Here is a 12,937-nt window from a genome sequence, read left to right on the forward strand (position 1 = left end):
TGGGACTCTGGACAGATGGTTGATTTCCCGTTCAAGCGTGCGTGTGCCGGCCCCGCCGCGGATCGCTGACCCGCGGGAACGTCACCAGCTCGCCGGCAGCCGCTTCAGCCCGCGCAGCACGAAGGTCGGCCGCCACTCCGGATTTTCCGCGTCATCGAGCCGCAGGTCGGGAATCCGGCGCAGCAGTGTCGAGATCGCGATCTCGGCCTCGATCCGCGCCAGCTGGGCGCCGAGGCAGAAATGGATGCCGCCGCCGAACGACAGCGGCTTGACGTTCGGCCGCCGGATGTCGAGCCTTTCGGGGTGATCGGGGTAGACAGCCTCGTCGTGATTGGCCGAGCCCAGGAGGCACAGCACGCTCTCGCCCTTCGGGATGCGCTTGCCACCGAGGTCGTCGATATCCTCCAGCGCGACACGGCCGGTCAGCTGCACTGAGGAATCGTAACGCAGGAACTCCTCGATCGCATTGGTGATCAGGCCGGGATTGGCCTTCAGCAGCGCAAGTTGGTCCGGGTTGCGGAACAGCGCCAGCAGGCCGTTGCCGATCAGGTTCACGGTCGTCTCGTGGCCGGCGCCGAACAGCAGGATGATGTTGCCGGTCAGTTCCTCGTTGGTGAGCTTCTGGCCGTCCTCTTCGGCCTGCACCAGCTGGGTGGTGAGGTCGTCGCCGGGCTGCTTGCGGCGCAGCTCGAACAGCTGATGGAAATACATCGCCGCCATCGCATTGGCGGCGTTGCCCTGCTTGATTTCCTCGGGCGTCAGCGGCACCGGCTCGAGGATGCGGCCACCATCGCGCGAACCGTTGTAGAAGGCCTCGCGGTGTTCCTCGGGGATGCCGAGCATGTCGCAGATGATCGTGACCGGCAGGCGGAACGCGAAATCCTCGATCAGGTCCATCTTGCCTTGCGGAATGATGCGGTCGAGCGTCTCGTCGACGACGTGCTGGATGCGCGGCCGCATGTCCTCGACCCGCCGCGCGGTGAAGGCCTTGACGACAAGGCCGCGCAGGCGGGTGTGGTCGGGCGGATCCTGCTGCAGCATCCAGTGGCTCATGCTGCGGAAGACCGGCTCGTCCATGATCTTCGGACCGTAGCGGCGGATCGAGCGCTCGGCAAAATCCTTGCCGAACCGCTTGTCGCGCAGCACGAGGCTCGCCTCGGCGTGCCGGCTGGCGACGAAAGCGCCGTGCACATTGACATGCATCGGATCGAGGCGGCGCAGCCGCTCGTAGTACGGATAGGGATTGCGAATGAATTCAGGCGCCAGTGGATTGAAAAGCGGCTCGCCGCTCGCCGGCTGAACTTGCTCGTTCATGGTGACCTCGTTCGCTCGCGACGCCGGTGCCTAAAAAGGCTGGCGTGCCCTGGTGTCATCCTCAAGTCCGCATCATCACGGATGCGGCTGTTCTGGTTCTGTCGAATGCAACTCGATACACTCTTGTATCGAGTTGCATTGTGCCCTAAAATGCGCCGATGTCAAGGGTTCGAACCAGACCGACACGGGACGACACCTGCGAGAAGCTGTTCGAGGCGGCGGCGCGGGTGTTCGAGGAACAGGGCATCGGCGGCGCCAGCATCGAGGCGATCGCGGCCGCGGCGGGCTTCACCCGCGGCGCCTTCTATTCGAACTTCAAGAGCAAGGACGAGCTGATCTTCGCGATGCTCGAGGATCACGTCGAGCAATCGATCCGGCGCAATCTCGATTTGCTCGCCCGGCACAACAACCTGGCCGACTTCCTCGAGGCGCTGCGCACCATGGATCGCAGCCGGCAGGATCCGCTCGGCCGCTCCCCTCTCCTGCACATGGAGATGATCCTGTTCGTGGCGCGCGCCGAGAAGCGCCGGCCCGAGCTCGCCAAGCGTCTGCACGCGCGGCGCAAGCTGATCGCCGACATCGTCACGACTGCGCAGAAGAATAGCGGCAGGAACGGCAGACTCGATCCGGATTGGACCGGAGCGATCGTGCTGGCGCTGGAAGATGGCTTCCGCCTGCACCGCCTGATCGATCCGGAAACCACCCCCGCCGACAGTTGCCTGCGCGCGATCACCGACCTGCAGCGCGCGATCGGCGTTTCGTCGGCCTGATGCGTCAGGCCTCGCTTGCGGCCTTGTGCATCTGTCCGGCGACGGCGCGGACCTTGCGGGGCGAGGCCTGCCAGATCGCAAATGCCGACAGCAGGCTGACGGCGATCCCGAGCAGGAAGGCGCTGGTGTAGCTGCCCGAGAGATCATAGAGCTGGCCGGTGATCCAGGGGCCCGCAGCGCCGCCGGCAAGCGCAGCCAGCATCACGGTGCCGAAGATGCTGCCGTAATGCTTGCCCTGGAAGATCTCCAGCACGACCGGTCCCATCACGGATGTCAGGCCATAGCCAAGCGCGCCCTGGGTGAAGACCATGAGATAGATCAGCGTCATGTTGGGCCAGTATTTCAAGGCGGCGAGCGCGGCGAAGCAGATCACAAAGCCGAAGCAGGATATCGCCCACACCCATTCCCGGCCGATGCGATCGGAGAGATGCCCGAGCCAGATCTGGCCGGGAATGCCGAGCAGGCTGACGACCCCAAGCGCCCAGACGCTGACGCTGGAGCTGAAGCCGATGTCGAGCAGGAATTTGGTCTGATGCACCTGCACCGCGTACCAGATGTACAGGCCGCAGAAATAACCGGTCGCGATCCACCAGAACCGCGCGGTGCGCAGCGCACGCGACAGCGTCCAGTCGGTGCCGGCCCACACCGGGTCGACGATATTCGATGCCGGCCTGGCTGACGTCGCCGTCGGCGCGGCATCGCCGTCCGGCTGCAGGCCGATGTCCTCCGGCCGCTTGTGCAGCAAGAGATTGATCGGCGCGAGCACGACCAGCACCACGATCCCCATTGCGGTGCAGGCGGTGCGCCAGCCGGTGTGCTCGATCATGTGCTGCACCCACGGCAGCAGCGTCACCGAGCCGATACCGACGCCGGCGAAGGCGAGCCCGATCGCAAGTCCGCGGCGGCGGAGGAACCAGTTCGGCACGAACAACGATTGTCCGGAATAGCCGAGGCAGACGCTGCCAGCGCCGACCAGCACGCCGATCGTGAGATAGAGGTGCCAGGGCTGCGTGGTCAGCGGCGCCAACAGCAGGCCCGAGCCCATCAGGAGGACGCCAAGCTCCATCACCGCGCGCGGACCGCCGCGGTCCATCAACCGTCCGATCAGCGGACTTGCGATCCCCGAGGCGACAAAGCCGAACGAGAAGGCGCCAGCCGTGATGCCGCGCTCCCAGCCGAATTCCGAGATGATCGGCGGATAGAACAGCGAGAACGCCGTACGCGCGTTGACGCCGATCGCCATGGTGACGAAGGTCACCGCGACGATGATCCAGCCGTAGAAAAAGGGAAGTCGCATCGGACGCAGCATTCCATCCGCAACGGAACAGGCTGGACCGGCGCCGTGGCGGACTTTGGGCAGCCGGCAGCAGGCGCTGCCACCAGCCAGATTTCAGGACGACCTGGAGACAGAAGGGCCGACGCATCCGTCGACCCTTGCCGCCACAATCAACCGCCGTGATCGCCTCGTCAACGCTTGCGCGGACGCTTGGCCGCCTTTTTGGCTGCCTTCTTCTTGCTGACGGCTTTCTTCTTGCCGGCGGGCTTCCCGCCGCCTGATTTGGTGCGCCTGAACGTCGGCCTGCGGAGCGAAAGCTCGGGCCAGGCGATCGGCTGCTCACCGCTGTCCGGGTCGTTGTCGCCGGGCGGATCTTCGGCGCTGTCATCCATCGGCCCTTGCACGACCAGATGGACAAGATAGGCGGTGCCGGCCCCATTCAGGTAGTTCGCGAGCGGCTCGTTGTTGCTCGGAAACAGATGCGGATAGGTCACCACGCTGTTTTCCTCGACCGAGAACTTCACCGCCTTGATCGCGGTTCGGGTCATCGCGTCGCCCAGGATCTTCTTGATCGCCTCCTGCGTCTCCTGAGGCAGCACATGGTGGAGAAAGAAGAACCATTTCCGCTTGGCATCATCCTTCCCGTAATCCTTGCTCGGATAGGCACCGATGCGGAACGCCACGCGCCGTAACCTGTGGCTCGGATCAAACAGCTTTTCCTTTTTGTTGTGCTTGCGAAGAGTAGCCAGATCCTTGCCGCTGAAGAGCTCATTCAGCCGGTCCACGATTTCAGCATCGGGACCGCTGCCGACGGGAAGTAGCGCACCCATTTGTCGTCTCCCTTTGTGCAATTTGATTCAGTCGTAAAAACCTGGACAGATAGCACCGCGGAATTGCCGGCGCGGCCTCCGGTCGAACCAGTACATGTTTCCGCCTCGGCCAATGATCGGCCCAGCACACGCTTGGACCGCGCTTGCGAGCTCCCAGGCCGCAAGCGGCAAGCGCGGTCAATTGCTCGATGCTCGATACCGCGCGCTCAATCGAGAGCGTGCGCCCGGTCTGCTTGCGTAGCCGGGCTGCGCCCTTGGCGAGAATCCAGCGGTCCGCCGCGCACTCGCAACCGAGCTCGGAATTGGCGGCGAGCCGGCCGCCTTTCGACAGATGGTGTCCGACTTCGTGAAGCAGGGCGAAGACCAGGCCATCGGCGTTCATCGCCGCGTGGTAAGCCAGTCCGCCATAGATCCGCACGACCCGGTCGTTGCCACGAATGAAGGCCTGGGCATTGACGGTTGCGCTGCCTTCGTCGAGTTCGAAAAGCAGATCGGGAAACGCACGCCTGAAATCGGCAAGGATGTCGCAAAGGAGCGCGTCCCTGCGCGTGCGGGCGCTTCCTTTGCCGACCGGTTCGCCCGTCATATTCGCGAACAACATGAGATCATCCGAATGGGATCAGAACAAATTCACTCGCAACTCAAATATTATTGGCTTCGTTCGAACTTCGACTCGCTTTGACCGTCTTTCCCGCGCCACCGACAAAGGGCGCGAAGATCATCGCGCCGGTCTCGTGAAGCAGCGCGGTCGCGCGGTCCAGCTCCTTCGTGCCCTCCTCGGCCTCATCGCTCCGCCCGGAGCGCAACAGCAGATCGGCGCGAACCGATCGGGCAAGACATTCCGGAATGCGCGCGTGCCGCTTGACCGCAACCGCAATCGCCTCGTCGACGGCGGACAACGCTGCCGCCGCATCTCCTTTCTGCCGATACGCGTTCGCCAGATCGGCGAGAATCCGTGCTTCGTTTTCAAGGCCGGCCTTGCGGGTTCGCGCGAAGTCGAGCGCGGCCGTCAGGTCCTCGATCGATGATGTGATCCGGCCTGCCACCATATGGGACAGGCCGCGGCTGGCCTGGGCGTAGACGCGCAAATATGGATTGCCGCTTTTGACCGCGAGCGAGAAGCCGCGATCGGCGTGGTGCTGGGCCAGTCCGACGTCGCCTTCGGACCAGGCGAGGTCGACATAAGCGAGGCTCGGAATGACGTAGTGAATGGCATCGACCTGGCTGCCATCCAGTTGCAGCACGCGATCGAGCAGCGGCCGGGCCTCGGACCCGCGCCCCAGCATCACGAGCGTCTGCCCGCGCATGGCGGTCAACCAGACCTCGACGTCGAATCCAAGCGTCTCCCGGTCCGACTTCACGATCTCCGAGGCGCGCGCGGCCGCCTCCAAGTTCATCTGCAGCGCCTCCGACATCCGCCCCGAGAGCCGGAGCGCATGACAGAGAATGGCCTTCAGCGTGACCTGGACGCTGGTGTCGGTGCCGGTGTCGGCAAGCGCCTTGGCTTCCAGCACCCGCTCGACATATTCGTCGGCCGAGCCGCCATTCGCCAAAATCCGGCCGTAGGCAGCGTGAATCAGCGTGTTGGCGCGCAGGTCCCCCATCGCGAGCGCGAGGCCGCGGGCTTCCTCGAAATAGACCTGCGCATCGGCGGCGGAAATTCCCTCGCGCCAGCCGAAATTCACGATCTGGCCACAGGCCATCATCTTCAGATAGTCGGTCATTTGCGACGGAGGCTGGTGCGTCAGCAGTTCACGCACCTTCTTCCAGCTCCGCAAGGCCTGACTGGGATCGTTCGCGCCGACCCAGACCGCCGCACGCATGTGCTGCTGCGCCGCCTTCAAATGTTCGCCGGCATGCTCCCAATGGTAGGCGAGAAGCGACGCCCGTTCCTCGGCGCGATCCTTGAACAGCTTCTCGATCGCCTGCGCGACGGCCGCGTGAAGCTCGCGGCGCCGCTCGTGCAACAGCGACAGATAAGCGACTTCCTGGATCAGCGGATGACGAAACGCGATCAGCCGCTGCTCAAAGGGAGGCACGTCGTAGAGCAATTCGGCGCGTCGCAAATGTCCCACGGCTTCCAGCAGCTCGGCCTTCGCCAGTCCGGCAACGGCATCGAGAACCGACAACGAAATCTCGCGCCCGGCAACCGAAGCGACCTCGAGGGCTCTTTTTGCGTGTTCGTCGAGGCGATCGATGCGCGCCGCGACCACGGCCTGCACGGTCGTCGGAAGCGGGATTGTGTCGATGCCGCCCTTCAGCCGGTACGCGCCCTTCTCGCCCTCGAAGTCGCCGCGCTCGACGAGGGCGCTCATGAGCTCTTCCAGGAAGAACGGATTGCCGTGCGCGCGCTCGACGATGTTCCGGCTCAACAGCGCCAGCGACGGGTCGGTACCAAAATGATCGCGCAAGATCGATTGCGCCTCCGCGGGCCCAAGCGGAGCCATGTTGATCTGCCGATAATGAGACCGCTGCATCAGCGGCGCGCTCAATCCGGCCCTGAAATTGACCAGCAGCATCGTCGTGGTTCCGACCACGGCGTCGGCAAGGGCCTCGACAAACTCCTCGCTCGCCGGATCGATCCAGTGCAGATCGTCGATCAGGACGACCGTCACATTGTCACGAGGTGCGGCGCGTACCAGTTCGCCGACGAAATCGAGCAATTGGGCCTTGCGGGCCTTGGGATCCAGTTTCGGCGCGGGCTGGTGCGGGTCCGCCAGACCGAGGAATTCCAGCAGCACGGGTGCCAGATGATCGGAGACCGGCATCGCCGCCAGCCGGTCGAAGATACGGCGGCGCGAAACGTCCGGCGCTTCCTCCTTGATGCGAAGGCCGAAAATATCCCGAAGCAGCGCCAGCACCGGCTGAAACGGCGTTGCGCGGCCGTGCGCGAGCACACGCGCCTCGAAGACGCGGATGCCCTTGCTGCGACAACTCTCGGCAAATTCGAAGCAAAGGCGACTCTTTCCAATGCCGGCTTCGCCGACGACACCGATCACCCGGCCATCTCCCTTGCGGGTGTTCTCGAGTTCAGCCGTCAGCGCCGCAAACTCGTCGGCGCGGCCGGTCAAGGGACTCAACCGTCGTCCGGTCCGGAACACACCGCTCGACGGCGCATGCTGAAGGCCCCTCAGCCTGAGCACCTCGACGGGAGCCGCGAGCCCCCGAATGGCCTGCTCTCCAAGCGACTCCACCTCCACGAACTGCTTCGCAACAGCGTAGGTTTCCCTCGAGACCAGAATGGTGCCGGGCTCGGCAAGGTGCTCCAGTCGACTGGCGAGGTGCACGTTCGCGCCCGCGGCATCATAGGTTTGATAGATGCCGTGCTCGATGGCCTGGAAGACGACCTCACCGGTGTGGACGCCGACGCGGATTTGCATATCGACGTCATGCAGCCGCTTGACGTCATCCTGCATCGCCAACGCCGCGAGACAGCCCCGAACGGCGTGATCCTCATGAGGCTGCGGGGCGCCGAACATCGCCATGACGCCGTCGCCTTGGGCCTTGTTGACGACGCCGCCGTAGCGGTGAACCGCCTCGTTCATCAGGTCGAGCACCGGCTGCAAGCGCCGCATGCCCAGTTCGGGATCTCCGAGGCTATCGATGATGCCCGTCGAGTTGCTGATATCAGCGAAAAGGATCGTGAGGCGCTTCCGCTCCCCGCCCTTGGCATGCAGGCTCCTCAGGGCATGCTCGTGCGACGGCTGAACCTGGGTCGCGTCAATCGCCGTCGCCAACGCAGCGCCACACTTTCCGCAAAAGCGGCTGCTTGATCCGTTCAGGTGGCCGCAAGCTTCACACGTAATTCCGAGAGAGGCCCCGCACCCTTCGCAATACTCATTGGTCGCCCTGTTCTGACAACCGCAACGCAAACATTGCATCGTAGGCCTCTTGAAGAGAGCTGCAGACGCAGGCAACCGCAACAAGTCTTAAAAACAACGCGACAAATATCCACAATCGGGCATCGCTGTGAAGCTTAGCAAAGCCGCCTGCACCTGTCGTGCCATTTTATGACGCACGTGCAGATTGCGCCACAACGGCAGTCGACGCCGCATCCGATCACAAGTTGCGTGGCCGTTGGCGTCGAGCACACAGGTTGCATTGGCTAGGTCTGCAACGCGTGGCTCTCATGGCCGAAATAGGCGCGCTCGAGCCGATGCGCGAGGTCGCTCTCTCCGGTCGGCGCCTCCAGCGCGATCGCACCCTGCACCAGCGCGTAGACGCGATCGGCACAGGCGAGCGCCTTCTCCAAGAGCTGCTCGACCAGCAGCACGGAGGTGCCCTGCTCGCGCAGCCGGCCGATGACGTTGAGGACGCGATCGACCAGCACCGGCGACAGTCCCGCGGACGGCTCGTCGAGCATCAACAGCCGCGGCCGGCGGACCAGGCCCTGCGCCACCGTCAGCATCTGCTGCTGCCCGCCCGACAGCGCGCCGCCGCGTTCATGCCGCTTCTCGGCGATTTCGGGAAAGAACGCCAATGCCTCCTCGATGCGCACGGCGCGCTCGGCGCGCGGCAGGTCATAGCCGGCAAGCAGCAAATTGTCGGTCACCGAGATCTGCGTGAACACGCGATGTCCCTCGATCACATGCACCAGCCCGGCACGCGCGGCATCGCGCGGCGTGGCGTTGGTCATGTCGCGGTCGCCGAACCGGACCTGTCCGGCAGTGACGGGCAACAGTCCGGACATCGCGCGCAGCAGCGTGGTCTTGCCGGCCCCGTTGGGCCCGAGCAGCGCCACGACCTCGCCGGCGCCAATCGTGATGTCGATGCCGTGCAGCACACGGATCTTGCCATAGCCGGACTGCAGCCCATTGACCGCGAGCAACGGTTCAGCCGCCGAGATAGGCACTGACGACCTCCTTGTGGACGCGGATCTCCGCCGGGGTTCCCGCCGCCAGCGTCCGGCCCAGATTGAGCACGGTGACCTGGTGGCAGATATCGAAGATCAGATCGGCATGGTGCTCGACCAGCAGCACACCGGTACCGCGGCCGCAGACCGCCTTGATCAGGCTGGCAAGCCGCTCGATCTCGTCATTGGAGAGACCCGCGGCGGGCTCGTCGAGCAGCAGGAAGTCCGGATCGAGCATCAGCGCCCGCGCGATCTCGATGAAGCGCAGTTCGCTGTGCTGCAGGCGATCGGCGCGTATGTCGGCGAGCGCCTCGAGGCCGACGACGCCGAGCAGTGCGTACGCCTTGGCCGCGAGCAGATGCTCGTCGGCGCCGTTGCGCGGCAGTGCGAGTATCGCCTCGACGAAATTGGCACGGCCCTCGATCGAGCCGCCGATCATGACGTTCTCTAGCACCGAGGCTTCGCCGATCACCCGCGGCGTCTGGAAGGTGCGCGCGATGCCGCACGCGGCGCGCTTGACCGGCTGGCCCGCGGCCAGGACTTCGCCGCCAAGCGTCATGGTGCCGGCTTTGGCGGCATAATAGCCCGAGATCACGTTGAGCGTCGTGGTCTTGCCGCTGCCGTTCGGTCCGATCAGCCCGTGGATCGCGCCGGGCGCAATATCGAGATCGAGACCATCGATCGCCTTCACATTGCCGAAGCTCAGCGCGATGCCGCGCAGCTGCAGCGTCTTGCCGCCGTCCCTGCGGCGCACGATGTCGGCGAGTGCAGCGGGACGCGGAACGATGGCGCGGTTGCTGGCGAGCGGCCGACGGTTGCGGAAATCGAGCAACGCCGCGATGCCACCGGGCATCACCAGCACGATCACGAGCAGCAGCACCGCGTAGAGGAAGGTCGACCACGCCGCGAGCGGCGCCGCGATCTCGGGCAGGATGGTCAGGATGATGGTGCCGAGCATGGGCCCGAGGATCGAGCCGCGGCCGCCGATCAGGATCGCGATGAAGAACAGCACCGAGAGGTCGAAGGTGAACGCATCAGGCGTGATGTAGGTCTGCAGGGTCGCGAACAATCCGCCGGCGATCGCCGCCAGCGCGCCGGCGAACAGGAAGATCGCGATCAGCATTTTCGGCTTGGAGATGCCGCTGGCCTCGGCGGCGACCTCGGCGTCGCGCACCGCGATCAGCGCGCGGCCGAACCGGCTGCGCGCGACGTTGGCGCTCATCCAGGTGGTCAAGGCGGCGAAGGCGATGCAGAGGGCGTAGAACCCCCACGGCGTGTTAAACGGCGGCGGGAATTCCGGACCTGCAATGCCAATGCCGCCGCCGGTCACGCTCTGCCAGGCCAGCGCGATCTGGGTCACGATGGTGGCAAAGCCGAGCGTCGACATGGCGAAGTAGAAAGTACGCAGGCGCAGCGCCGGCAGGCCGACCACCACGCCGAAGATCGCGCCGATCAGGCCGGCGATCGGCAAGGCGACGAACACCGGAATCGCCGGCATCACGTTGCCGGCAACCAGCACGCTCGTCGTGTAAGCGCCGAGCGTCAGCAGCGCGACATAGCCGATCGCAAGGTGACCGGCGAAGCCGACCACCAGATTGAGGCCCGACACCAGCACCCAGTAGATCGCCATGCGGGTACCGATCAGCACCCAGTAATCGTTGCTGACGAACGGCAGCAGCACCGCCGCCACCAGAATGCCGAGGAACGGCAGGACGTGCGGCAGCGCGGCGCGCCACACGCCGCTGTCGGTTCGGGACGGCGTGGCCACGACCGACGTCATCACACTCTCCGCGCGGTCGAGGCGCCGAACAGCCCTTGCGGCGCGGCGAGCAGCACCACGATGAACAGCGTGAACACCGCGACCGAGGAGAAGATGCCGCCGACCAGGAAGTTCGCCGCCTGCTGGAACAGGCCGAGCGCCAGCCCGCCGATGATCGCGCCTCTGTTATTGCCGAGCCCGCCCAGCGCCACCGGCACGAAGCCGTAGAAGTTGAGCAGCGCGCCGTTGGCGAAGAAGGCCAGCAGCAACTGCCCGCCGGAAAACCCGGCGATGCCGCCGACCACGCCGGCAAGCGCGTAGCTCGCGACCCGCAGATTGCGCTCCGGCAGGCCGAGCGCCCGCGCCGCAAAATTATCCTCCGCGATGGCCAGGAACGCGCGGCCGACCAGGGTGCGGCGGTAGAGATATTCAAGGCCGACAATGGTGACGGCGCAGGCGAGGACCGGCAGCCAGAATTTCTCATCGAGGACGCCCTCGCCGAACCCTGCGATGCGCGGGAACGGCTGCGGCTCGGTGCCCCATTTGATCGCGGTGATTTGCTGGATCATCAGCGCGACCGCGAGGGTCGAGAGCACGTAGAGATGCTGGTCGAGGCTCTTGAGCACCGGCCGCACCGCGACGAATTCGGTGATGATTCCGATCACCGCGCAGCAGAGCAGCGTCAGCACGAAGCCGACGGCAATGGGCAAGCCGAGCTTCAGCGTGAACATCGAGCCGAACACGCCGCCCAGCATCGCCAGCTGGCCGGCGGTGAAGCTCATCACCCGCGAGGTCGAGAACATCGTGTTGTAGGTGACGCCGACGAGCGCGTAGATCGCGCCCGCAGCGAGACCGGATGCAAGGATCGAGGCCAGCATCGGCTGCGCCCTCGCCCTTCTATGTATACCCCGGCGCCAGCGCGAAGGTGCCGTCCTTGGCGGTAGAGGCTTCCGACATCACGATCTCTTCGGTCAGGTAGCCGTTGTGCTCGGTCGGCGAGAAGCGGTAATTGCCGAAATAGCCGGGATAGGTCGACAGCGTGTTCCAGTACTTGATGATGCCGGCGCTGTCGGTCGAGCCGCTTTCGGCGACCGCCTTGGCGATCAGCTCGATGCAATCGATGCCGCCCGCGACCCACCACAACAGCGTGTCGTTCAGTGCGACGTTGGCCTTGGCCAGGCGCGCGACCAGGTCCGCGCTCTTCGGCGGCAGCTTGCCGGCGGCATCATAGCTGCAGCTCTTGTAGCCGATCGCGTAGACCTTCTTCCAGTTCTCCGGCTTGGCGACCAGGCTCGCAAGCTCGCCCGACGCCATCGAGGGATGCCCGACGAAGGGCACGTCCCAGTTCATCGCGGCGCGGGTGTTGAACATGCGCGCCTCCATGCCGGTCGAGACGCTCCACACCACGATCGCTTCCGCGCCGGCATTCTTGGCGCGCAGCATGTCCGGCGTCATGTCGGGCTGCGTGGCGTCGATATTGGCCTGATAGGCCACCTCGGCGCCGTCCTTCTTGAACGCCGCGACGGAAGCGCCGACCGCGGTGACGCCATAGCCGGTGGTGTCGCCGATCACGGCGACCTTCTTCACCTTGAGGATCTTGAGACAGTAATTGCGCACGGCATCGTCCCATTGGTTGTTCGACGGCGCGATGCGGAACGCGTTGGGGAACTTGACCGGGTCGATCAGGGTCTCGACCACGCAGGGATGCAGGTCCGGCATCTTGGCGCGCGCCATGATCGGCGTCGTCGCCAGCGCCTCGCCCGAGTTCAGCGGGCCCCAGATCGCGTGCACCTTGGCCTGGCTGATCAGCTCCTGCGTGGCGTTCACCGCCTTGGTCGGATCGCCCTGGGTATCGCGCATCACGAGCTCGATCTTGCGGCCCTTCACCCCGCCGGCGCCGTTGATGGCGTCGACCGCGAAGTTGACGCCGCGATTGAAGCCGACGGTCGGCGCCGAGCTCGGGCCGGTGATCGCCGCGAGACAGCCGATCTTGATCGGTTCCGATTGTGCGATGGCAGGCGCCGGGAAGGAAAATGATGCGGCGCCCAATGCACCGGCGCTGCCCAACAAAACGTCACGGCGTGAAATAGCCATGTGATGCCTCCCTGTTTCCCTCTTGGCGCCCGTCGTTTGTTG

At 65.0% G+C, this 12,937-nt stretch carries 10 protein-coding genes; 1 reads left to right on the forward strand and 9 read right to left on the reverse strand.

What is annotated here, in order from left to right:
* Positions 1-81: 81 nt before the first annotated feature.
* On the reverse strand, positions 82-1,314 hold the full coding sequence (locus ACVIHF_RS23895; RefSeq protein WP_225643645.1) for a cytochrome P450: 1,233 nt from the start codon (positions 1,312-1,314) through the stop codon (positions 82-84).
* Between the two features lie 158 nt (positions 1,315-1,472).
* Between ACVIHF_RS23895 and ACVIHF_RS23900 the strand changes: the two genes are divergently transcribed.
* Entirely contained in the window at positions 1,473-2,084 is a 612-nt protein-coding gene (locus ACVIHF_RS23900) for a TetR/AcrR family transcriptional regulator (protein WP_456792645.1), read from the forward strand.
* 4 nt (positions 2,085-2,088) lie between these two features.
* Here the strand turns inward: ACVIHF_RS23900 and ACVIHF_RS23905 are convergent, their stop codons facing one another.
* The 8 genes from ACVIHF_RS23905 to ACVIHF_RS23940 all read right to left on the reverse strand — a co-directional run bounded on the left by ACVIHF_RS23905 (position 2,089) and on the right by ACVIHF_RS23940 (position 12,895).
* On the reverse strand, positions 2,089-3,381 hold the full coding sequence (locus tag ACVIHF_RS23905) for an MFS transporter (RefSeq protein WP_456792646.1): 1,293 nt from the start codon (positions 3,379-3,381) through the stop codon (positions 2,089-2,091).
* 170 nt (positions 3,382-3,551) lie between these two features.
* Positions 3,552-4,211: a hypothetical protein gene (locus ACVIHF_RS23910; RefSeq protein ID WP_456792647.1), complete on the reverse strand. Its 660-nt coding sequence runs from the start codon at positions 4,209-4,211 to the stop codon at positions 3,552-3,554.
* A complete protein-coding gene (locus ACVIHF_RS23915; protein WP_456792648.1) occupies positions 4,150-4,791 on the reverse strand; it encodes a hypothetical protein in 642 nt (213 codons plus the stop codon). The genes ACVIHF_RS23910 and ACVIHF_RS23915 overlap by 62 nt, the downstream gene beginning before the upstream one ends.
* 40 nt (positions 4,792-4,831) lie before the next feature.
* On the reverse strand, positions 4,832-8,071 hold the full coding sequence (locus ACVIHF_RS23920) for an AAA family ATPase (RefSeq protein ID WP_456792649.1): 3,240 nt from the start codon (positions 8,069-8,071) through the stop codon (positions 4,832-4,834).
* Between the two features lie 224 nt (positions 8,072-8,295).
* Positions 8,296-9,042 carry an ABC transporter ATP-binding protein gene (locus ACVIHF_RS23925; protein ID WP_456779581.1) on the reverse strand — a complete coding sequence of 249 codons (747 nt, stop codon included), beginning with the start codon at positions 9,040-9,042 and terminating at the stop codon, positions 8,296-8,298.
* Positions 9,023-10,822: a branched-chain amino acid ABC transporter ATP-binding protein/permease gene (locus ACVIHF_RS23930; protein WP_456792650.1), complete on the reverse strand. Its 1,800-nt coding sequence runs from the start codon at positions 10,820-10,822 to the stop codon at positions 9,023-9,025. Before ACVIHF_RS23930 ends, ACVIHF_RS23925 begins: the two co-directional genes overlap by 20 nt.
* Positions 10,822-11,679, reverse strand: coding sequence for a branched-chain amino acid ABC transporter permease (locus ACVIHF_RS23935; RefSeq protein ID WP_050385417.1), 858 nt, complete (start codon positions 11,677-11,679; stop codon positions 10,822-10,824). The genes ACVIHF_RS23930 and ACVIHF_RS23935 overlap by 1 nt, the downstream gene beginning before the upstream one ends.
* Before the next feature lie 19 nt (positions 11,680-11,698).
* Positions 11,699-12,895 (reverse strand): ABC transporter substrate-binding protein, encoded by a 1,197-nt coding sequence (locus ACVIHF_RS23940; RefSeq protein ID WP_456792651.1) that lies wholly within the window; start codon positions 12,893-12,895, stop codon positions 11,699-11,701.
* Positions 12,896-12,937 lie beyond the last annotated feature (42 nt).

The sequence above is a fragment of the Bradyrhizobium sp. USDA 4506 genome (assembly GCF_054058795.1).

Coding starts and splice junctions, on each gene's coding strand:
- ACVIHF_RS23895 (WP_225643645.1), bottom strand. CDS start 1,314: ATGAACGAGCAAGTTCAGCCGGCGAGCGGCGAGCCGCTTTTCAATCCA.
- ACVIHF_RS23900 (WP_456792645.1), top strand. CDS start 1,473: ATGTCAAGGGTTCGAACCAGACCGACACGGGACGACACCTGCGAGAAG.
- ACVIHF_RS23905 (WP_456792646.1), bottom strand. CDS start 3,381: ATGCGACTTCCCTTTTTCTACGGCTGGATCATCGTCGCGGTGACCTTC.
- ACVIHF_RS23915 (WP_456792648.1), bottom strand. CDS start 4,791: ATGTTGTTCGCGAATATGACGGGCGAACCGGTCGGCAAAGGAAGCGCC.
- ACVIHF_RS23920 (WP_456792649.1), bottom strand. CDS start 8,071: ATGCAATGTTTGCGTTGCGGTTGTCAGAACAGGGCGACCAATGAGTAT.
- ACVIHF_RS23930 (WP_456792650.1), bottom strand. CDS start 10,822: ATGACGTCGGTCGTGGCCACGCCGTCCCGAACCGACAGCGGCGTGTGG.
- ACVIHF_RS23935 (WP_050385417.1), bottom strand. CDS start 11,679: ATGCTGGCCTCGATCCTTGCATCCGGTCTCGCTGCGGGCGCGATCTAC.
- ACVIHF_RS23940 (WP_456792651.1), bottom strand. CDS start 12,895: ATGGCTATTTCACGCCGTGACGTTTTGTTGGGCAGCGCCGGTGCATTG.